At 47.3% G+C, this 21,225-nt stretch carries 22 protein-coding genes and 1 riboswitch; of the genes, 12 read left to right on the top strand and 10 right to left on the bottom strand.

Annotated elements, in window-relative coordinates:
* Nucleotides 1-15 precede the first annotated feature (15 nt).
* On the bottom strand, nt 16-1,026 hold the full coding sequence (locus tag RH45_RS14765) for a putative 2-aminoethylphosphonate ABC transporter substrate-binding protein (RefSeq protein ID WP_008078472.1): 1,011 nt from the start codon (nt 1,024-1,026) through the stop codon (nt 16-18).
* Between the two features lie 289 nt (nt 1,027-1,315).
* Here RH45_RS14765 and phnW point away from each other — a divergent pair, with 289 nt between their 5' ends.
* From phnW to phnX, 3 genes are read left to right on the top strand one after another with little or no spacing between them, the layout of a single operon-like run.
* Complete coding sequence (gene phnW / locus RH45_RS14760) at nt 1,316-2,440, top strand: 2-aminoethylphosphonate--pyruvate transaminase (protein WP_008078471.1); 1,125 nt, start codon at nt 1,316-1,318, stop codon at nt 2,438-2,440.
* Nucleotides 2,433-3,845 (top strand): aspartate aminotransferase family protein, encoded by a 1,413-nt coding sequence (locus RH45_RS14755; RefSeq protein WP_008078469.1) that lies wholly within the window; start codon nt 2,433-2,435, stop codon nt 3,843-3,845. Before phnW ends, RH45_RS14755 begins: the two co-directional genes overlap by 8 nt.
* The gene (phnX, locus tag RH45_RS14750) at nt 3,832-4,647 is read left to right on the top strand and encodes a phosphonoacetaldehyde hydrolase (RefSeq protein ID WP_086027035.1); all 816 of its coding nucleotides are present in this window, start codon (nt 3,832-3,834) and stop codon (nt 4,645-4,647) included. Before RH45_RS14755 ends, phnX begins: the two co-directional genes overlap by 14 nt.
* A 65-nt stretch (nt 4,648-4,712) precedes the next feature.
* On the opposite strand, the gene RH45_RS14745 is transcribed toward phnX, so the two are convergent.
* Entirely contained in the window at nt 4,713-5,318 is a 606-nt protein-coding gene (locus RH45_RS14745) for a DUF1294 domain-containing protein (RefSeq protein WP_008078465.1), read from the bottom strand.
* 244 nt (nt 5,319-5,562) lie between these two features.
* Here RH45_RS14745 and RH45_RS14740 point away from each other — a divergent pair, with 244 nt between their 5' ends.
* Together RH45_RS14740 and RH45_RS14735 are read left to right on the top strand one after the other, a co-directional pair.
* The gene (locus RH45_RS14740; protein WP_008078464.1) at nt 5,563-5,883 is read left to right on the top strand and encodes a hypothetical protein; all 321 of its coding nucleotides are present in this window, start codon (nt 5,563-5,565) and stop codon (nt 5,881-5,883) included.
* 47 nt (nt 5,884-5,930) lie between these two features.
* Complete coding sequence (locus RH45_RS14735) at nt 5,931-6,614, top strand: helix-turn-helix transcriptional regulator (protein ID WP_008078463.1); 684 nt, start codon at nt 5,931-5,933, stop codon at nt 6,612-6,614.
* Between the two features lie 9 nt (nt 6,615-6,623).
* On the opposite strand, the gene RH45_RS14730 is transcribed toward RH45_RS14735, so the two are convergent.
* Both RH45_RS14730 and yjjG read right to left on the bottom strand, forming a co-directional pair.
* Complete coding sequence (locus RH45_RS14730) at nt 6,624-6,833, bottom strand: hypothetical protein (protein WP_008078462.1); 210 nt, start codon at nt 6,831-6,833, stop codon at nt 6,624-6,626.
* 59 nt (nt 6,834-6,892) lie between these two features.
* Complete coding sequence (gene yjjG / locus RH45_RS14725; protein WP_008078461.1) at nt 6,893-7,567, bottom strand: pyrimidine 5'-nucleotidase; 675 nt, start codon at nt 7,565-7,567, stop codon at nt 6,893-6,895.
* A gap of 95 nt (nt 7,568-7,662) precedes the next feature.
* Here yjjG and RH45_RS14720 point away from each other — a divergent pair, with 95 nt between their 5' ends.
* From RH45_RS14720 to RH45_RS14705, 5 genes are all read left to right on the top strand, one after another.
* A complete protein-coding gene (locus RH45_RS14720) occupies nt 7,663-8,574 on the top strand; it encodes a LysR family transcriptional regulator (RefSeq protein ID WP_008078460.1) in 912 nt (303 codons plus the stop codon).
* A gap of 134 nt (nt 8,575-8,708) precedes the next feature.
* Nucleotides 8,709-8,837 carry a hypothetical protein gene (locus RH45_RS23840; RefSeq protein ID WP_008078459.1) on the top strand — a complete coding sequence of 43 codons (129 nt, stop codon included), beginning with the start codon at nt 8,709-8,711 and terminating at the stop codon, nt 8,835-8,837.
* A gap of 159 nt (nt 8,838-8,996) precedes the next feature.
* Nucleotides 8,997-9,647, top strand: a complete 651-nt coding sequence (gene elbB, locus RH45_RS14715) for an isoprenoid biosynthesis glyoxalase ElbB (protein WP_008078458.1) — start codon at nt 8,997-8,999, stop codon at nt 9,645-9,647.
* A 300-nt stretch (nt 9,648-9,947) separates the two neighbouring features.
* Nucleotides 9,948-11,096 carry an L-threonine dehydrogenase gene (yiaY, locus tag RH45_RS14710; protein ID WP_008078457.1) on the top strand — a complete coding sequence of 383 codons (1,149 nt, stop codon included), beginning with the start codon at nt 9,948-9,950 and terminating at the stop codon, nt 11,094-11,096.
* A gap of 114 nt (nt 11,097-11,210) precedes the next feature.
* A complete protein-coding gene (locus RH45_RS14705) occupies nt 11,211-11,942 on the top strand; it encodes a dienelactone hydrolase family protein (RefSeq protein WP_008078455.1) in 732 nt (243 codons plus the stop codon).
* Nucleotides 11,943-11,998: 56 nt separating this feature from the next.
* Here RH45_RS14705 and secF read toward each other — a convergent pair whose 3' ends face one another.
* The 4 genes from secF to RH45_RS14685 form a co-directional block, all read right to left on the bottom strand.
* The gene (gene secF / locus RH45_RS14700; RefSeq protein ID WP_008078453.1) at nt 11,999-12,901 is read right to left on the bottom strand and encodes a protein translocase subunit SecF; all 903 of its coding nucleotides are present in this window, start codon (nt 12,899-12,901) and stop codon (nt 11,999-12,001) included.
* A gap of 2 nt (nt 12,902-12,903) precedes the next feature.
* Complete coding sequence (gene secD / locus RH45_RS14695; protein WP_008078451.1) at nt 12,904-14,745, bottom strand: protein translocase subunit SecD; 1,842 nt, start codon at nt 14,743-14,745, stop codon at nt 12,904-12,906.
* Nucleotides 14,746-14,902: 157 nt separating this feature from the next.
* Entirely contained in the window at nt 14,903-15,370 is a 468-nt protein-coding gene (locus tag RH45_RS14690) for a hypothetical protein (RefSeq protein ID WP_241211650.1), read from the bottom strand.
* 114 nt (nt 15,371-15,484) lie between these two features.
* Nucleotides 15,485-16,156, bottom strand: a complete 672-nt coding sequence (locus RH45_RS14685) for an SH3 domain-containing protein (protein WP_008078445.1) — start codon at nt 16,154-16,156, stop codon at nt 15,485-15,487.
* 56 nt (nt 16,157-16,212) lie between these two features.
* Between RH45_RS14685 and RH45_RS14680 the strand changes: the two genes are divergently transcribed.
* Nucleotides 16,213-16,842: a hypothetical protein gene (locus RH45_RS14680; RefSeq protein ID WP_008078444.1), complete on the top strand. Its 630-nt coding sequence runs from the start codon at nt 16,213-16,215 to the stop codon at nt 16,840-16,842.
* Here the strand turns inward: RH45_RS14680 and RH45_RS14675 are convergent.
* Nucleotides 16,784-17,782: a GGGtGRT protein gene (locus RH45_RS14675; RefSeq protein ID WP_008078443.1), complete on the bottom strand. Its 999-nt coding sequence runs from the start codon at nt 17,780-17,782 to the stop codon at nt 16,784-16,786. The two genes, RH45_RS14680 and RH45_RS14675, sit on opposite strands and share 59 nt — an antisense overlap.
* Before the next feature lie 14 nt (nt 17,783-17,796).
* Entirely contained in the window at nt 17,797-18,489 is a 693-nt protein-coding gene (locus RH45_RS14670) for an iron-sulfur cluster assembly scaffold protein (RefSeq protein ID WP_008078442.1), read from the bottom strand.
* A gap of 116 nt (nt 18,490-18,605) precedes the next feature.
* Nucleotides 18,606-18,670, bottom strand: a riboswitch (Fluoride riboswitch).
* A 256-nt stretch (nt 18,671-18,926) separates the two neighbouring features.
* On the opposite strand from RH45_RS14670, the gene RH45_RS14665 reads away from it, so the two are divergent.
* On the top strand, nt 18,927-21,200 hold the full coding sequence (locus RH45_RS14665; RefSeq protein ID WP_008078441.1) for a putative bifunctional diguanylate cyclase/phosphodiesterase: 2,274 nt from the start codon (nt 18,927-18,929) through the stop codon (nt 21,198-21,200).
* Nucleotides 21,201-21,225: the final 25 nt, after the last annotated feature.

The raw sequence follows: 21,225 nt of genomic DNA, 5'->3' as shown, positions 1-21,225 counted from the left end.
ACAATTCAGAGCCCGTTACGACTTAGGTTCTGATTTAGCGTCAAATTTTGCAGACCAAGTTGCTAAGATATCCGCGCGCTTACTTCCCATTTGGGCAAAGTCCATCTTCGCCATGTTGTCTTGCACGTTAGGGAAGTTAGAAACGGTCGCTTTTACATCTTTGTGAGCAACAACTGGGTACATCTCAACATACAGCTCATTGGCTGCTTTTGAAATTGACCAATCAACAACACGCTTAGCGGCGCTAGACTCTTTTACCAAGCCGACCGCTTCAGATTCCCAGCCAATTCCTTTTGGAGTGATGACAGCCAGTGGCGCACCTTGAGTTTTCAGTTTCGCACCACGACTTGCCATAGAAATACCAATCGCGACCTCACCCATGCCCGCTTGAACACAAGGTTTCGACCCAGAATGCGTGTAATGTGCAATGTTATTGTCTAGCTTTTTCATGTAGTTCCAAGCTTGATCTTCACCCATATTTTGCAGCCAAGCAGAAACTTGCATGTAACCAGTACCAGAAGAGGCTGGGTTTGGCATTGCAATATGACCTTTATATACAGGTTTAGTCAGGTCTTCCCATGAATTTGGCTTAGGCAAGTTCAACTGTTTAGCGACCGCTTCGTTGAAGCATACTGCATTAAAAAAGGCGTCATTACCAAACCACGCTTGATTTGATTGTGGGTCATTCAGGCTAGCGTGAAGCTCATTAATGCCTTTTGGAGTGTAGGGTTTAAGCAAGCCCTCTTCTTTTAGAAGTGCCATCGACGAGCCTGCTAATCCCCACACGACTTCCGCGCGAGGGTTATTTTTTTCTGCCAGCAGCTTAGCCGTCATGATACCGGTTGAGTCACGTACCCATTTAATCTTGATATCTGGGTTCTCTTTCTCAAAAGCAGACTTGTACTTAGCGAGGATGTCTGTCTCAAACGCGGTGTAAACCGTCACTTCCTGAGCGGCCATTGCATTCGTAGCTAGCAAAGATACAAGTGCAGCCAGCGATCCTTTCATCAAACGGTTTTTCATCATCTTCTCCAATTTAGACTATTTCGTTTGAAGACCATGTGCAGAGTTTAAACAGGCTATACACATTGGTCTGTACCAGTTAACGATAATCACCCTAAAAGGAGTGTGTGACGATTATATGAACAAAAAATGGCAATTTTTAGACACCACAGCAGGATGAGATCATCGGCTTAACCCACCATAATGACATATTAAAGTTTTATTAAATTGCCAATAACGCTATTTACCGGCGATTTTCTTCCTTGTTAAAGTACCCATACAAACTGGTATATACCACTAAACGGATGCAACTATGAAGAACGATTACTTACTGCTCACCCCCGGACCTTTATCAACCTCAGAAACGGTTCGCCAAGCAATGCTCAAAGATTGGTGTACTTGGGATGATGAGTACAACAAAGACATTGTCGAAGTAATAAGAGACAAGCTCGTCACGCTCGCAACGCAGTCGAGTGGCTACACTAGCGTATTGATGCAAGGAAGCGGTACCGCCGCTGTAGAAGCCACGATCGGCAGTGCAATCGGACGCCAAGGAAAACTGCTAGTTGTTGACAACGGCGCTTATGGCGCGCGCATTGCTCAAATAGCCCAGTACCTACAAATCCCTTGCCATGTTGTCTCGGTGGGGGAAACATCACAACCGCACTTGAACGATGTAGAGACAGCATTGGCATCGGACCCTAGTATCACGCACGTTGCCATGGTTCATTGTGAAACAACAACTGGCATCCTCAATCCAATTGAAGACATCACGAAGCTGGCGAAACGGTTCAATAAAGTGGTTATTCTCGATGCCATGTCGAGCTTCGGTGGTATTCCAATGGACATCGGTCAGCTCGACATCGATTTTATGATCAGTTCCGCCAACAAATGTATCCAAGGTGTACCCGGATTTGGGTTTGTTATCGCCAAACAAGCGCAACTTGAACAATGTGAAGGGCAAGCCCGCTCACTCAGCTTGGACCTCTACGACCAATGGCAGTGCATGCAAGCAAACCATGGCAAGTGGCGCTTTACTTCGCCAACGCATACGGTCAGAGCCTTCTATCAAGCACTCAGCGAACTCGATGCGGAAGGTGGCGTTACAGCTCGCCACCAGCGCTATGTGACCAACCAAACAACGTTAGTCGCAGGAATGCGTTCACTGGGTTTTGAAACCTTACTCACCGATGACCTTCACTCGCCAATCATCACCTCGTTTTATTCTCCATCGCACAGCGACTATCAGTTTAAAACCTTTTATGACCAATTGAAGCAGCAAGGATTTGTCATTTACCCAGGCAAGGTTTCTGATGCCGATTGTTTCCGTATCGGTAACATTGGTGAGGTCTACCCAGAAGACATCCAGCGCTTAATTCACGCCGTATCGAAGGCAATGTATTGGACTCAAACAGAGACGGTAGCCGAACATGGATAAAGCGCTAGTAACGGATCACTTGCGCAGTGAAGGGGATATAAACACAACACGCGCAAGACAAGACTGGGCCTCCCGACTAAAACACTCAGGGACACAGACTCTACTGCAACGTGATTGTGACGTGTTTCTCCACCAAGCAATGTCTACCCCATGTTTAGACGCGCTACAAGCCGCGCAGGGTATCTACCTTGAAGATACGGCAGGTAAGCGCTACATGGATTTTCATGGCAACAATGTCCACCAATTGGGCTATGGCCACCCCCATGTAATTAAACGTGTGCAAGATCAAATCGCTCAACTACCTTTTTCACCTCGCCGTTTCACCAATCAAATCGCCGTTGAATGTGCGGAAAAGCTAACCGAGATTTGTGGTGGAGAATTGAATCGAGTGTTGTTTGCTCCCGGAGGCACTTCAGCTATTGGTATGGCTCTAAAGCTTGCCCGCCATGTCACCGGTAATTATAAGGTCGTATCGTTGTGGGATTCTTTCCACGGCGCGTCATTGGATTCAATCTCGGTCGGTGGAGAGGCCTGCTTTCGCCAGGGGATGGGCCCTTTGATGGCTGGCGTAGAGCGCATCCCACCCGCCGTATCCTATCGAGGGGCTCTTCCCTCACCTGATGGCGGCGACGTCCATTACGCAGACTATCTAGAGTACGTCATTGAAAAAGAAGGTGGCATTGGCGCTTTCATTGCCGAAACCGTTCGCAACACCGATGTACAAGTCCCTAGTAAAGCCTACTGGCAACGAGTGCGAGAAATTTGCGACAAACACAGTGTCCTGCTCATTATCGACGATATCCCTAATGGTATGGGCAGAAGTGGCGAGTGGTTCACCCACCAAGCCTATGATATCGAACCCGACATTTTATGTATTGGCAAAGGCTTAGGGGGAGGTCTCGTACCGATTGCGGCAATGATCACCAAAGATAAATACAACACCGCGACTCAGATCTCGATGGGGCACTATACCCATGAAAAAAGTCCAATAGGCTGCGCGGCTGCTCTCGCCACTATCGAGGTTATTGAACAAGAGAAATTGCTCGAGAAGACCCGAAATGACAGTGAGTTCATCCACACTACCTTGTTGGCGATGAAAGAAAAATATCCCGTCATTGGCGACGTCAGAGGCATAGGGCTGCTATGGGGGATTGAGCTCGTCAAAGACCGTATGACGAAGCAACGCGCTATCGATGAGGCGGAAGCTGTTCTCTACCAATGTTTGAACCATGGCCTTAGCTTTAAAGTATCACAAGGTAATGTGATTCAACTTAGCCCACCACTCATCATCAATCGACAACAACTTATTCACGCGTTGGCCATCTTTGAACAAGCCATCGCTGACGTTTGCGACCAATACCACTATTGCAATAAGGAAAACGAACATGACAGTGCCACGCTCTAACATCCAAGCCGTCATTTTTGATTGGGCAGGAACCATCGTTGACTTCGGCTCTTTCGCCCCAACCAGCATTTTCGTTGAAGCATTTAAACAAGGGTTCGACTTTAAAATTAACCTAGCAGAGGCAAGAGAGCCAATGGGCTTAGGCAAATGGGACCACATTCAAGCCGTTGGACGTTTGCCTTCAGTAGATGCTCGATGGAACGCCCAATTTGGTCGTTCAATGACCAGTGAAGATATAGACACGATTTACGCGGCTTTTATGCCATTGCAGAAAGCCAAGGTAGCAGATCATGCGGCGCCTATCTTAAACGCCGTTGATGTGGTCAATAGCCTTAAGCAGCAAGGAATCAAAATCGGCTCTTGCTCAGGCTATCCAAGAGAGGTGATGGACGTACTGATTCCCGCCGCTGCCGACTACGGCTATCGCCCAGACTACGTGGTCGCGACTGATGATTTACCGCAAGGCGGGCGCCCTGCTCCATTTATGGCATTAAAGAACGTGATAGAGCTCGGTGTAACCAACGTTAGCGCGTGTATCAAGGTGGATGACGCCGCTCCTGGTATTGAAGAAGGCCACAACGCGGGAATGTGGACGGTTGGCTTACTGCTGTCGGGCAATGAAGCTGGGCTGACCTATGAACAGTATCAGGCGGCCGATCAAGCTACGTTGGACAGCGCGAGACAAAAAGCACGCACTAAATTGATCAAAAGTGCGCCTCACTACCTGATTGATACGATCGCCGATCTGCCAGACGTGATAGCTGACGTTGAGCGTCGTTTGGAGGCGGATGAACGTCCATAGCCGAGCTGGGAAAGCGTCAATTTGGAAAGACATAAGGCGTAACCTTTGAGGTTACGCCTTTTATGCTAAAGAGTTGCAACGAAAACCTGCAACTGAGTAATCATTTCGGTCAGCGCCAGACTGCCCTCGTAAGTTAACGTCCAGCAATAAAAGCCCACGTTCAAAGCCATCGAAAGCCAGAACAAAAGCTTAAAGTCTAAGTCAGTGTATTTATGGTGGAGAATAGACTGGGCAAACAGAGCACCAGGCCAACCACCAAACATGTTAAGTAGGTAGAAAATCGTGTTCGGGATTTGAACACCACCATTGTGGTACACCTGTCTGTCGACGGCATATACCAAATAAGTAATGGTCGACACCGCAACAGAAATCACCAATGCGATGGGAGGAAAATTCAGTAAGAACACACTCGCCACCATAGTGGAGACGAACCATATTGCAACGGCAAGTGGAAAATTAAACACAAATTGCCTTTCTACATGAACGGCTCGTAGCTCTCCTTGGTCGTCCTTAGCCAGACGAAACTGAACCCGGTCTCTTAATTGTGGTGGGTGACCAAACGCTTCGAAATCAAAAAGGTGAAAGCGAATTTGCGCCTCTTGGTCATCAACGGCAATGTAACCATAGCCTTTATGTTGATCCCACTCGCTGATTGTTCCTTGTATAGCCATTGTCTCAATCCTTTAACGACTAAATTGCTTTGATTTAGTCAGACTTGATCTAACCTAACGTTTATAAAATTTGTAATAGTGCACGTTAAATGTAGTCAAGATAAGAAACCATGAGCATAACCAAGATCACAACTTGAAATCGAAAAGGCAATAATTTACTCAATAATCACTACTGACAGGTTCTGACAATGGCACTAGCTAGTATTGCTATCGAACCAAGTCAATCCCATACAAGGAGTACCAAATGAAAAGCGTCGTTGAAATTGTCTCTTTTAAATTACTGCCAAACACACCCCATGAACAACTGATTGCCGCTGCAGAGCAAAGCCAACGTTTTGTCTCGCAGTTGGATGGGTTTCAATATCGCTCTACCAGTTTCAATCAAGAAAACGAGGTATGGACAGATGTCGTCTATTGGGACTCAATGGAAGCGGCCCAAGCGGCTGGCCAGCAATTTGCCAGTTGTGAAGACTGCGCACCGCTCATGGCTTTGATTGACCCTGCAACAGTCGACATGCAGCATCAAACCATTATGATGAGTGACCTCGCAGCGAAATATCAATAACAGAAAAGTAAGGAGGGGTCGCCCTCCTTCATTGAGTAACGTAGACCATGAGTAAATCAGAACGGCTATTTGAACTTCTTACTTTGTTGCGCTCAAAGCGTTATGCGGTTACCGCCGCAGAGCTTGCACGGACCATGGAAGTGAGTGAAAGAACGATTTACCGCGACATACAGTCACTGCTCAACTCCGGCGTTCCTATCCAAGGAGAAGCTGGTGTCGGCTATTTACTCCAGCCAGGCTCTCATCTTCCTCCACTGATGTTTACTGAGAAAGAGATGATGGCTTTGGAGCTAGGTATGAGAATGGTCAAAGCCTGGTCAGATGCCGAACTGGCTGAAGCGTCTCGAAGTGCCTCTACTAAAATTCGGTCGGTTCTCCCCGACAGGCTAAAGCAACAGGTCGAAGCGTTTCCGGTGATGGTTCCTGACCTCCACACCCAAACACTCACATCGCAGCGAGGTCAACTGCTCCGTCACGCCACAGACAACAAACTGAAGATAGAAGTAGAATACATCGCTGAAAGCGGCCAAGAAACAACCAGAGTGCTGCAGCCACTTGGTCAGATCTTTTGGGGCAAACTGTGGACCTTGGTGGCTTGGTGCGAGCTAAGAAACGATTACCGCCATTTTCGTATCGACCGCATTCAAACTCTATCGGTCAAAGAGGAATGCTTCACGGTCAGTAGTCGCAAATCATTTGAACACTACATTTCACTCAACGCTCACGACTGATCGCAATCCTTAGATAATCGGAGTGATATGCTGAGCCAAGCCACAGCCGCTAAAATCAGTTTCTAATTCGAAGGCCACACGCTCGGTGATATATGGGGGTAGCGCTTCAACATCCATATCGGTTATATGAAAAAATATCTGCTCTTTCGTCGCGTCTGATCGAATCAAACCACAGCCGTGCTTCTCATCCCAATTCACTATTCTTCCCGACATCGCCATGACATGTTCCTCGTTTATCTGTTGAAGACTTTTACTCACGCTGCCGGGTGATGGATCAATTAAGCAACCAATATATCCTTAAGCTCACTTAGCGAACCCACATTGTAATTTGGTCGAATCCCCTGCACTTCCGCTTGCTGAGACGCATTCAGCCAACAAGTCTCGATACCAAAATTGATACCGCCCAAAATATCAGAGTGAGGATTGTCGCCCACCATAAGGATACGGCTTTTACACGGATTACCCATTTTCTCTAAAGCGTAACTAAAAATACCTTGGTCGGGTTTAGCCACACCAACTTGCTCGGAGATAATCACCTGCTCGAAGTACTCAGACATACCTGTACGTTGCAAACGTATCGCCTGAAGCTCAGTAAATCCATTAGTAATTATCCCCAATTTCGCTTTACCATGCAGAGCATCCATCAACTCTTTCGCTCCCGGTAACAAAGTGCAGATATCAGCCATCGCTTCAAGAAAGGCACTGTTCAACTCCACCGTAGTCGTTTCGAGTTTTTCGGCCCACTCAACAAAGCGAGTGTGCTTAAGTTGGCCAGCGGTGATCTTGCCGTCTTGGTAATCAACCCACAACGGCTTGTTGACTCTCTGATAGTGGTCAAAGTCCTGTTGAGTAAACTCCACCCCTTTGCGCGCAAACATCAGTTGCATCCCTTTAAATGCATCAAAATGGAACAGGGTTTCATCCGCGTCAAACAGGATCCAATCGTACTTCATTTTTCTCTCCTCAAATTGGTGATGCTAGTGTAGATTGTTTTCCTGAGGATGATAATCACCAAATAAAGAAACTTATTGTTTACCTGAGGTCAACTATGCAAACTTTTTCGTCGATACCCGTTTTCGTTGCAGTGGTTGAGTGTGGCGGTTTCTCCCCAGCTGCTGACAAACTGAAAATTACCAAATCTGCTGTGAGTAAACGGATCAACCAATTGGAAGACGAATTGGGCATTCGCCTGTTGCACAGAACCACCAGAAAGCTCAGCTTGACCGAGGCGGGTCAACGCTATTACTCCTACGTATCGCAGTCGCTAAGTCTGGCACAACAAGGCGTAGACGCGGTGACCGAGCTACAAGGCCAACCAAGAGGAAAACTCAAACTCACCGCTCCAATGTCGTTTGGTGTTCAGTATGTCGCGCCTTTAGTCGCCGAGTTTCTTGCTCTCTATTCGGATGTGGAAATCGATTTGCAGCTCGAAGATCAAATGGTCGACCTGATTGAGTCAGGATTTGATATCGGCATCCGTATTGGCCACCTGCCTCTATCTAACCTTGTCGCTAAAAGGCTGACTCCGTGCAAAAGCATCTTGTGCGCATCAGAGGACTATCTTAATCAATTTGGCCAGCCCACTAGGCCGTCGGATCTCACCCAACATAACTGCTTGCAATACGCTTACTTCAGAGGAGGGAACGAATGGACGTTCACTTCGCATGGCAAAGAGTTCAAGGTTATGCCGAGAGGCCGTTTAGTGGTCAATAACAGTGAGGCGATTCGCCGTGCACTATTAGAAGGGCTCGGAATTGGTCAATTACCTACCTTCATCGTCGCTAAGGACATTGCGGCCGGCAAACTGATGGGGGTAATGCAGGAGTATCAACTTCCAGAGCATGCGGTGTACGCCGTGTTTCCAGAGCGTAAGCATATGCCGCTAAAAGTTCGCGCCTTCCTTGATTTTATTGCGTCGCGGCTGGACGCCCAAAACGCTGAGTGGGACAAAGTGCTGTAAACGTAAACTGTGACCCGCAGCTCAAATACAAGTGCGCCGGTTTTTTCCCAAAGATTTAGTGACTTAAAACAAGTTTACCCTACGCAAAGCATTGCACAATCAAGCCACTACCTGCTTAGGCTATGGAGGCTTATATGAAACGCTTTTTCCCTTCCAGTGTCATGCTCACGCCTTTTGTCGTTAAGTACTACGATAATGATGAACAAGAAGACAACGAAACCGAAGCGCAGCAAGAGCAATCCACAACAGAAGAAGAGGAGTGACCAACGCTCGGTCGTTCTCCCTCTCTCTTCAATAGCGACAGTCATACCCAGACTGTCGCTAATACACTGCTTGCTTACCTATCAAACTGCGACGTAAACCAAGGCACTATCACACCGTTTCAACTAATCTAATATCGTCAGATTAATAAGGAACAAACAATGAAAAAAATCGCAGTTATTCTTAGCGGCTCAGGTGTATTTGATGGTGCAGAGATTCATGAAAGTGTACTGGCTCTCTACGCGATAGAGAAAAATGGTGCCACTTGGCAGTGCTTTGCCCCCAATATCGATCAGCTTCATGTCATCAATCATAAGACTGGCGAAGAAATGGACGAAACGCGCAATGTACTGATTGAGGCTGCGCGCATCGCTCGCGGAAATATAGAGGATGTGGCCAAACTGAATGTGGATGACTTCGACGCCTTACTCTTACCAGGAGGATTTGGCGCGGCAAAAAATCTCACCGATTTTGCAGTAAGTGGTGCCGAGTGCAGTATCAACGCTCATGTTGCCTCCGCATGCCGCGCTTTCGCTCTTGCTAGCAAACCTGCCGGATATTTATGTATTGCTCCCGTGATCATGCCGATGATTTATGGTGAAGGCGTTAAAGGGACCATAGGTAACGATGAAGCAACCGCAGCTGCATTTAATGCATTATCTGGGCAGCATCTTGATTGCGCGGTAGACGATTATGTTTACGATGAGCAACATAAGGTTCTTTCAACACCTGCCTATATGCTCGCCGGATCCATTTCGCAGGCAGCAACTGGTATAGAAAAACTGGTCGCGAAGCTCGTCGCCATTGCATAATTTTTCTCCATTTTTAACCGCCCATTGAGAGCGATTCTCAGTGGGCTTTTTTTCGCTGGTTATTTTGTCATCGCCCGCCCTACTTGAGTTAACCACACTATCTGTTGAGAAAACGATTGCGCTAACCCACTAATATTTAACAAAATTATCAATGATAGTTATGCAATCAGCGTTACATCACACTTTCGATGCAAGTTTAACTCTTTTGGGGTAGAGAATTGCTCAAGATCAAATATCAACCGTGAAATATTATGCGAATCTAACTGCAGTTCTTAAATCCTATAATAATGGAGCAATGCAATGACAAGCGCATTTTTCATCCCTACAGTTAACCTAATGGGTGCTGGCTGTCTAAAAGACGCAGCAGACAGCATTCAATCTCAAGGCTTTAAAAAAGGTCTAATCGTTACTGACAAAATCTTGAACCAGATTGGTGTAGTAAAACAAGTTCAAGACCTACTAGCTGAACGCTCTGTTGAAGCCGTAGTATTCGATGGCACACAACCAAACCCAACGATCAGCAATGTAAACGATGGCCTTGCTCTACTGAAAGAAAACGCCTGTGATTTCGTTATCTCTCTAGGCGGTGGTTCACCACACGACTGTGCGAAAGGTATTGCCCTTGTTGCTTCAAATGGCGGTAAAATTGGCGACTACGAAGGCGTAGACCAATCCGCTAAACCAATGTTGCCACTTATCGCAATCAACACAACAGCGGGTACCGCATCAGAAATGACTCGCTTCTGCATCATCACTGATGAAGAGCGTCACATCAAGATGGCTATCGTAGATAAGCACACAACGCCACTTATCTCTGTAAACGACCCAGAGCTAATGCTAGCGAAACCAGCATCGCTAACCGCAGCAACAGGTATGGATGCACTAACGCACGCGGTTGAAGCTTACGTTTCTATTGCGGCAACACCAATTACTGACGCTGTTGCAATCAAAGCCATTGAGCTAATCCAAGCGCACCTCCGCACTGCGGTAGAAAACGGTGAAGACATCGAAGCGCGTGAACAAATGGCTTACGCTCAATTCATGGCAGGTATGGCATTTAACAACGCTTCTCTGGGTTACGTGCACGCTATGGCACACCAGTTGGGTGGTTTCTACGACCTACCTCACGGTGTTTGTAACGCTATCCTTCTACCTCACGTACAGCGCTACAACGCTCAAGTATGCCCAGAGCGTCTACGTGACGTTGCCAAAGCAATGGGTGTAGAAGTTGAAGGCATGACAGCAGAACAAGGAGCGGAAGCGGCTATCGACGCTATCGTGGCTCTAGCGAAAGACGTTGGTATCCCAGCTGGCATTAAAGAGCTAGGTGCGAAGTCTGAAGATATTCCAACTCTTGCAGACAACGCACTAAAAGATGCTTGTGGTTTCACTAACCCTAAACAAGCAACGCACGAAGAGATCTCTGCAATCTTCGAAGCGGCTATGTAATTTCCTTCATTTTCTTTTCCTTGCGTATGTTGAGCCTCCCACTCGGGAGGCTTTTTTTGTGCCTTTCAATTGATAACAACGTACTACACTTGCAATACAACAAGGAGAAAGACGATGAAACATGTACTTGGTCTTTCATTAGCAATGTGGAGCGCAGTAACATTGGCTGGTGAGGATAAAATTTACAATGTAAATGGTAGTAACTACGAGGGCTACTGGTCCAAAGTATCCGATGATGCACCATTGGTATTGCTGGTTCACGATTGGGATGGTCTAACCGACTATGAAAAGCAACGAGCCAAAATGCTCAATGACATGGGCTACAACGTTTTCGCAGCTGACTTGTTTGGCGAGGGAATCCGTCCAACGGAGGTCAAAGATAAAAAACAACATACTGGAGAGCTGTATAAAGATCGCGAAAAACTCAGAGCATTGATGCAAGGAAGCCTAGATTACGCCGCTTCTTTAGGTGGCAACAGCAATAATACCGTTGTAATGGGTTATTGTTTTGGTGGCGCAGCGGTACTTGAATCGGCACGAGCAGGTATGAAAGCAAAAGGCTTTGTCACTTTCCATGGCGGCCTCAAAACACCGGATGGGCAAAATTATCAACAGGCGACCGCGCCAATCCTCGTTCTTCACGGCACGGCTGACAGTGCAATTCCCATGTCGCAATTCGCCACCCTTGCCAGTGAGCTTGAGCAACAGGGCGTCGCCCACGAAATGATTACTTACAGCGGCGCACCCCATGCCTTCACTGTGTTTGGTAGCTCTAGATATCGAGAAGATGCCGACCAAAAATCATGGCAGCGATTTGGCGATTTTCTTCAACAGTACACCCAATAACAGAAAGGGCTAACCCACTTGGTTAGCCCTTTCTCATTCTCACATATGCCTATCGCTTATGGGGCACTGTCTATCTCGACAGGGAGGTAGTGTTTAGGTTCCAACTTCAACCATTCGGGTAGCACTGTACCCATAGAGATCGATGACCAAGTCCCTGACAATATTCCGATAAACATTGCCGTCGCAAAGCCTTCAAGCGCATTACCACCCATTAGCCATAGAGCCGCGACAGTCATTAAGGTTGTACCTGACGTCACCATAGTACGCGAGAACGTCGCAATGACCGCTTGGTCATTGATTTCTTCGGTTGGCGTCGACTGTTTAGCCACCAGCAACTCGCGAATTCGGTCAGCAATGATGATTGAGTCATTCAATGAATAACCTAAGATGGCCAAAATCGCCGCAAATACGGTCAGGTTAAACTCCATTTGCGTCGCAGCAAAGAAACCCAAAACCAATACAACATCGTGAACAAGCGCCAGCAAGGAACCACTGGCAAGGCGCCATTCAAAACGAAAACAGAGGTAACCTAGAATACACATCATAGAGATAAGCAGCGCAAGACCGCCTTGATCAACCAAGTCTTCTCCCACTTGTGAGCCGACCATACTGTTGCTCACCACCGTGACTTGATGTGATGCCTTTTCTAGCACTTTTTGCACATCCGGTGCTGTTTGACCTGCTTGCGGAATTGGGTAGCGGATGACCCAACGCCCTGCCTCATCGGAGCGGGTAACTGAGGTAAACTCACCGAGCTCTGGTGTTAGTACTTTCAACAAGTCGCTATTGGTTAGATTATTATCGACGGCGACCTCTGTCACCATACCGCCAGTGAAGTCTAACCCCATGTTCAACCCCCTGGCGCCCAGTGCCACGAGAGAAACAACCATTAAGGCCACGGAAACAAATGTCGTGATGTAGCGAATTCGACGAATATTGTGCTTTAGATACTCAACCATGATTAAACCCTCACGTCACGACGGCTGTCGCGTCCCCAAACCAAATTAATAATTGCTCTTGAAGCAAACACACCACTAAACATACTGGTCAACAGACCAAGCCCTAAGGTCAGAGCAAAACCCTGAATTGGCCCATTACCGATCGAGTAAAGAACAACGGCAGTGATCATAGTCGTTATGTTGGCATCGAGGATGGTGCTGAGCGCACTGCCAAAACCCAGATCAATCGATTGTGCAAAGGTTCGGCCTTCTGCCAGCTTATCTTTGATACGCTCAAAAATTAGTACGTTGGTATCAACCGCCATACCGACAGTGAGTACCAAACCAGCAATACCGGGCAGCGTTAATACTGCACCAGGCAGCAATGCGATCAAACCAAGCAGACTGACCATATTGATCATCAGTGCTACGTTCGCCACCCAGCCCAAACGACGGTACCAAAGCGCCATAAAGGTCAAAGTCATCGCTAAGCCCAATGCCAGAGCTGCAAAGCCATTTTGGATATTCTCTGCACCAAGAGACGCGCCTATAGTGCGTTCTTCAACAATTGTGACAGGCGCCGTTAATGAACCCGCACGAAGCAACAGGGCAAGGTTTTGCGCTTCTTCCATAGTGCCTGCACCTGTGATACGGAACTGGCTACCCAATTGAGATTGAATAGTCGCAACGCTGATCACTCGCTCACTACGTTCAGTTTCACCTTTTGCATTCGTGGTGTACTCGCTGTAGACCGTCGCCATCGGTTTACCGATATGCTTACCGGAGAAATCACTCATGATTTTGCCGCCAGCATGGTCAAGCGCGATGTTTACCTCAGAGAAGCCCATTTTATCGACGCCAGCGCGCGCATTGACAATGTGTTCACCCGTTAAAACAGCACGTTTTGCCAGAATCACATCACGTCCATCATTGTCTTTTAAAACGATGTCGCCATAGCCAACGCCTTCAGAAGCCGCTTTTGCTTCATGAAATGCCAATGTTGCCGTCGCACCAATCACATTTTTCGCGAGGGATGGATCCTGAACACCTGGCAGTTCAATACGAATGCTATGTTCACCTTGGCGCTGCACTGCCGCTTCGGTGATGCCTAACTCTTCGATACGATCACGCATAATCTTTAGGTTCTGCGTTAAGGTAACGGTTTGGAATTCGGTCTTATTCTGCTGCGTCGGTTTCACGGCCAAATAATCAGAATGGCGTTTCACATCCCAGCCTGGATAGTTCTGCTTGATGTACGTCGACGCTGTGGTCAACGCTTCCGTCGATTGGCTTTTCACATCAAAGCCATCCACGCCAACCTGAGTGAATTTAACGCCGCGAATACGCTCTTGACGCAACATATCGCGCATCTCATCAACCAGAGTATTACGTTGCTCTTCAAATGCTTTATCGATATCGACGTTAAGTAGGAACTGTACCCCACCACGCAAATCAAGACCCAGTTTGATAGGGCTGAAACCCATGTCTCCGAGCCATTGCGGCGCAACCGACACGTAAGAAAAGGTGATCGAGTCCTCTTTACCAACCAGATCATTCAGAACTTCTCTGGCATGGGTTTGCTGAGTCTCGTCTTCAAACACTAAGGTTGTACTTGAGCCAACCTGTTTTATCTCAGACGCTTGCACATTGTGCTGGTCAAGGTAGCGGTTCAACTCCACCGGGTTATTTAATACACCACCACCTTGTGACGTTGTCACCTGAATTGAAGGTTGTTCACCATACCAAGTGGGTATGGCGCTAAGAGCAAGCAGTATAACGGTGACCACGAGCACCACATATTTCCACGCCGAGTAATGATTCATTAGTCGAGCATTGTTCGCCTTACTGGCCGATTTTCGCTTCATATTATTTTCTTATCATGCGTTTGATCCCTCAGTGCATCACTGAGTCGATCAACTTAGAGAATGACTCCAACAGCGATATGACAGGTGTTGTTCACCTGTATATTGTCGGAAATCGAGTGTTGTTTAAGTTTGGGCGCGTGGCCCGGTAGAAAAGGAGTTAAGCGAACTGACTGTTTAATGCGACATAGAGCGCATTAGAGTCTTTCCAACCAGAGATTCGGTGGTTGGCGGTAAAATCGGATTTTGCCCAGTAAGCCAGTGTTTGCACCACTGGATGGCAGTAGAGTTTGCGAGGCGGCAGCGAACCGCTGGGAGCAGAGAATTCATCACTCGGGTTGTTATCCGCTTCTTCTAGCCAGCGGCCTGACACTCCCCAACGGTTGAGATGAATGATGGCAACGACATCCACCTGCCCTTCTGATTGAGACACAGGTTGAGAGTCAGAGTCATGCTTGTCACGGGTGGTTTCAAAAAGCGCTTGGCTTGCGGCTTTTGACAGAGATTGGGATGCTTGTTTACTTCGGTCTAAACGCGCGCTGATATCACTTTCGGCTTGAGCAAAATACGCCACAGCCTGCGCTGGAAGTACCATCGCAAGCATTGCAAGCCAAAACAGTTTTATCACGCGTTGAATCATTCACGTAACCAATTAAACAATATGTGCTGATAGTAGGCTCAAGCTAGTCAACACACAACTAAAATAATCTAAAACTTAAGCTTTCAGATTTGGCTGTTCACTTTAGCGATAAAATATCTCGCCACTTTGTACATCCAGATAGATTTTGTTGGCCTGCTTAAGCCCACCACAGTAAACAAAATACACATCTCGCTCGCTAAAGGTCACCGAGCGAACCCAGCCACTGGTTTCCTCAAAATCTTCAGGTGTACAGGTTTTCTCCTTCAGCAGCTGATCGGTTTTTTTAACGAACATTTCAAAATGCTGCTTAAAGTTATCTGATTTTTCAATGTAGCTACTGACGGTTTCGCGACGTTCTTCTTTAGTAATAGTCGGAGCGACTTCGAGTAGCGCTTCCATTGGCACCCACTCCGCGACTTCCGGTCCACCGTCGTCATAAACATAATAGGCAGAGATACGTCCCCAGCCGTCTTTCTTTTCCAGCACGTGTAACTTATCTCCACGATAAACCACGCTCTCCACAAACGCATCAAAGTTTGGGGCCTCACGCACGCCTAACCTTTCAGGACTGACGTAGTAATCGGTCACGGGTGGCTTTGGCGCTTCTTGCTCTTCTTCCTCTACCACCTCCATCGGCATAGGTTCAGGCTCAGCTTCTTGCATTTGACTGGCAAGTTCCGCTTCTTGCTGAGGCTTTAAGTAGAAAATGTAGTAGCCACCGCCAGCGCAGGCGATACCAACCAACAGCAACACAACCATAATTATCTTTTTCATTTTTGCTGATTTTCTTTTCCTATAATGATCATGTCTCAACTTGAATAAGCATCGGCATGAAGTGGCATTGGGTTACTTTTACTATAGCGGCAGTTTGCCTCAGCACTTTACCTTTTCCCAGTAATAGTGCCCATTGTGACGCCAAAACTTGGAATAGCATCCTCAAAAGCCAAAAGCAGATAGACCACTCTTACAACTTCCACGCCACACGTTTTAATCAGCTGCTCAAACATCACTCAACACAACCCCTACTCCACCAGACGTTCGAAGAGCAAGATATAACGGCACTGTGGCGAGCTGGTAACCCCCAATCGCAGCAAAAGCTCAGCATGCAAATTGAGGCTTCTCAGCAAGTTATTCAAGCAATTGAAGAAGAGCTACTCGCGATCAGTCAGCTACAACATGATGTCCTTTTACAGGCGGGTGAATGGCAAGGGATGAGTGAGCATTGCGCATTGGAGCAGCGCACCGCAAATGTGGCCGTGAGTCATAATTACGGTCAAAGCAACCGACTGCTGGGTAAAAGCATTGAACAGTTAAAGGGGAAACTGACACTGATTCAACGCCGATACGAGCAAGAGGTAGAGACCTTGGTTAACGCCAAACCAAGGCCTTTGCAGGGATCACTCAGTGATGCAGCTGCTGATCAACCGCAACAGCAAGTGCCACTGAAGCGCCAACCATAGGGTTATTACCCATACCAATAAAACCCATCATCGCAACATGCGCAGGGACAGAGGAACTGCCAGCAAACTGAGCATCAGCGTGCATTCGACCCATGGTATCCGTCATGCCATATGAGGCGGGACCAGCGCCAACGTTATCTGGGTGCAATGTTCGACCAGTGCCTCCACCCGATGCCACGGAAAAGTAGCTTTTACCTTGAGCATGACACTCTGACTTATAGATACCCGCAACCGGATGCTGAAAACGAGTGGGGTTGGTTGAGTTTCCAGTGATACTCACATCAACACCTTCTCGATGCATTATTGCGACACCCTCACGAACATCATCGGCGCCGTAACAAAGGATCTCACCACGTTCTGTCTTGGAGAAACGTCTACGACTTGTCTCATTCAACTGACCCAATTGGTAGTCAAACTCGGTACGAACATAAGTAAAGCCATTAATTCGTGAGATAAGGTAAGCGGCATCTTTACCTAACCCATTCAATATCACTTTCAGTGGAGAGCGACGCGACTTGTTGGCGTTTAAGGCAATCTTTATCGCCCCTTCCGCTGCAGCAAACGATTCATGACCGGCCAAAAATGCAAAGCATTGAGTCTGCTCATTGAGAAGGCGTGCCGCTAGTGCCCCATGCCCTAAACCAACCTGACGCTGCTCAGCAACACTGCCAGGTTTAGTAAACGCTTGCAGTCCTTCACCAATTGCTAATGCGGCAGCCTCTGCGCTGTCAACGTTTCGGTATAACGCCAACGCCGTGCCTAAGGTATACGCATCACACGCACTTTCAAAAGCTATTGGCTGGGTCTCCAACACCATTTTTTTTGCGTCGATGCCGAACTGCAAACAGTAGCGATGCGCGTCCTCTAAACTGTTCAGGTTCATTTCAACCAGCAGACGACGACCTAGCGAAGTGTTGTGAGTTTGAATTTCGTTGTTCATAGTGAGACCTCTTTTTAAGCGTGACGTGGGTTAACAGTGTTTACTGCTTCATCAAACCGACCGTAGGTGCCGGTCGCTTTCTCCATCGCCGCTTGTGGCGATTCACCGCTGTCAATCAGCGCCATCATTTTGCCTAGGTTGAGATACTGATAGCCAATCACCTCACTCTCGTCATCAAGCGCTAACTTAGTCACATACCCTTCAGCAAGCTCCATATAACGAACGCCTTTCGCTTTCGTTCCGTAACTGGTGCCAACCTGACTGCGCTTAGTTTTACCTAAGTCTTCAAGCGCAGCTCCAACTTCCAGTCCTCCTTCAGAAAAAGCCGATTGGGTACGCCCATAAACGAATTGTAAAAAGATCTCACGCATCGCGACGTTTATTGCGTCGCACACCAAGTCGGTGTTGAGGGCTTCGAGGATGGTTTTACCTGTTAGGATTTCAGCGGCCATCGAAGCAGAATGAGTCATGCCGGAGCAGCCAATGGTTTCAATCAAAGCTTCTTCGATAACGCCACTTTTAACATTTAACGTCAGCTTTGCCGCGCCTTGCTGAGGTGCACATGCGCCAACACCGTGGCTTAAGCCGGAAATGGCAATCACCTCTTTAGGGCGAATCATGCTGCCCTCGACAGGAATTGGGGCACTTGGGTGTAAATCGCCGCGTTGAATGGGGCACATGGTTTGAATATCGGAAGAGTATTGCATGGCGTTTTCCTTTGTTGTGAGGAAAACAAGCGAATGGGCGTACAGAGAAGCGTCTTCTACAAGCAGCTCAGCGTGCATCTGGACAAACTCTTTGCCCAAAAGATTCACCTGTTTTCTTACCTGTAGGAGTCATCAGCCACAGCGGCGGTTAAGTAGGTGGAACCCCATCACCTTGGTCGATAAGTTAGATCTTTATCGCATTTCAGTGCAAACAGTTAATTAGATCAATTCGACATATAAAAACGGTTCAATATAAACCCGCCATTATTTCCTCGATTTTACAAACAGATACATCAATACACTCAGTTGATATTAATTATCATTTACATAAAATACAATTATCATTACCCTTGAGACAACGTTCATTGCCAAAGCTATCTATTTTGAAACTCTCTCTTTCATTCAAACATATCGGACTCATTTGGTTGACGGGTGTAATGCTCGCAGCAGCCAGCGTTACGACCGTGTTCTACTATGAATCCAAACAGATGAAAGATCAGTTGGAGCGAAGATTAGAAAACAAGCTGCACTCGCTTGAGCAAACACTCAGTGCCACCCAACGCTTGATGTATGCCACGCGAGACTTTCTTCAATATGGTAATGCCCCGTCACAGCAACAGTTTGAACAATTTCTCACTAACCAAACTGGCGCAGACAACGGGGTACGCTCGATAGTTTGGGCCCCACTTACACTTATAAACGACATCCCAGAGCTTGAAAGGCAAGCCGCTACCAACGGGTTCTTCGGCTACAAAGTGGCACCTCCCCTAAAGAATCAAAGAAGCGTTCCGGAGTTTCTTCGCCATGCAACGCTACCTATTTTCTATGTCTCTTCGATCTTTGAAGCTAGCGATGAGTTGGGTCTACGCCTTGAAAGCGACGCCGCCAATGTCACCGCAATTACGTTAGCTTTAGAAAACAGTCGAATTGGTGTTGCCCATTATGAAGCTGACCAACAGTTAGGGATTCGCCTATTCCTTCCTCTATACGGTTCAAACGATACGATTAAAGGCTTTATTGTCGCTAATGTAATTCTGCACGAGCTATTGGGTATGGCTTGGAGTAGTGAAATCAATTCGACGGAGAGTGACCTTTCTGTCTACTCTGTCGCCGCAGAGCAATACATTTTTCGCTCTCACCTCAACACTCAGTTACTCGACGATAAACTCTCCGAACGGATAACCTCACTGGAAAAACAGCTTGATATCGCTCTGTTCAATCAAACTTGGATACTGTCCGTTTCTATGGTCGATCGAACAGGAAGCACCGCGCTCTATGGCGCATCTTTGGTGTTCTTAATTCTACTGTTAACCACAAGCGCCACCCTCGCCGCCAACTTCTACGCGACTCGATTAGAAGTGTCAGATCGGGTGATTGAAGAAAAGACCAAGACTCTGGCATTGCAGGCAATCAAAGACAATTTGACTGGCCTTTTCAACCGAACCGCCCTTACCAAAGAGATTGAAAATAGGCTCACTCGGCTTGAGCGAGGTGAGAGTCAAGGATTCTCAATCCTATTCATCGATCTAGACCGCTTCAAAGTCATCAATGATTCCATGGGCCATGTGGTCGGGGACAAGCTGTTACAACTCGTCGCACAACGTCTGATCGCCAATTGCAGAAACCATGACATCAGCTTCCGATTTGGAGGGGATGAGTTCGTGATCTGTCTACCTGAGTTTGTCGATCGGGGCATCTTGAGTAAAGTGTGTCAGCGCTACACTCAACTGCTCAGCCAGCCTTATATCCTAGATGGGCAAGCGTGTTACGTTGGTGCCAGCATTGGAATTTCGGTGGTGACTGATCACAGCCGTTCAATGGCGGAAATACTGCGAGAAGCCGATACGGCCATGTATCAGGCGAAAAACTCCAGTCACGACAAAGTGGTGTTTTTCCACGAGACTATGTTTCAAAAAGCCAAACAACGCTTTACCTTGGAACAAGAACTGACGAGCGCGCTAGCGCTCAAACAACTGTCGGTCGTCTATCAGCCTATTTACGCAACGCGTTCAGATGCCATTGTTGGTTTCGAATCACTGATCCGCTGGCATCATCCAGAGTTTGGCATTGTCTCCCCTCAAGACTTCATCCCAATCGCCGAAGAAACCGGGCTAATCTTCACCATTGGTGACTGGGTCGCGAATGAGAGCTGCAAAACACTCCACCGTCTTTGGCACAATCCATCCATCACCGATATGCCTCGAATCAACATTAATGTCTCCGCCAGACAATTTGAATCAGAACATATTTATCACACTCTAAAAAGCTTGCTTAGTCAGTACGACTTCCCTGCGCATTTGCTCGGTGTTGAGATTACTGAGTCTATGCTGCTTAGCGACGAGTGCAATGCGGAGCAATTACAGCGGATTAAAGATTTAGGAGTGGTGTTATATTTGGATGATTTTGGCACTGGGTATTCTTCTCTATCCGTACTCAATGACTACCCGGTCGATGTGATTAAAGTCGATAGAAGCTTTGTTAGTCGAATTGCACTTGGCGAGACCAAGGCTGATAACTTATGTCGTGCCATTATCAACATGGCGCACACCATCAATTTGAAAGTCGTGGCAGAAGGCGTAGAGACACCTGAACAGCTGGCGATCTTAACTCAATACCAGTGTCACTACATTCAAGGTTATCTAAAGTCCAAGCCTGTCACTGTGTGTAGAATCCCAACCATGTTGACCGAGCAAAAGCGCGTCAGTGCATAAAAAGAGCCTGCACTTCAGCAGGCTC

The sequence above is a fragment of the Vibrio sinaloensis DSM 21326 genome (genome assembly GCF_000189275.1).
Classification (GTDB): domain Bacteria; phylum Pseudomonadota; class Gammaproteobacteria; order Enterobacterales; family Vibrionaceae; genus Vibrio; species Vibrio sinaloensis.
Note: the sequence above shows the minus strand (reverse complement) of the source record. Positions and strands in the feature narration are given on the sequence as shown.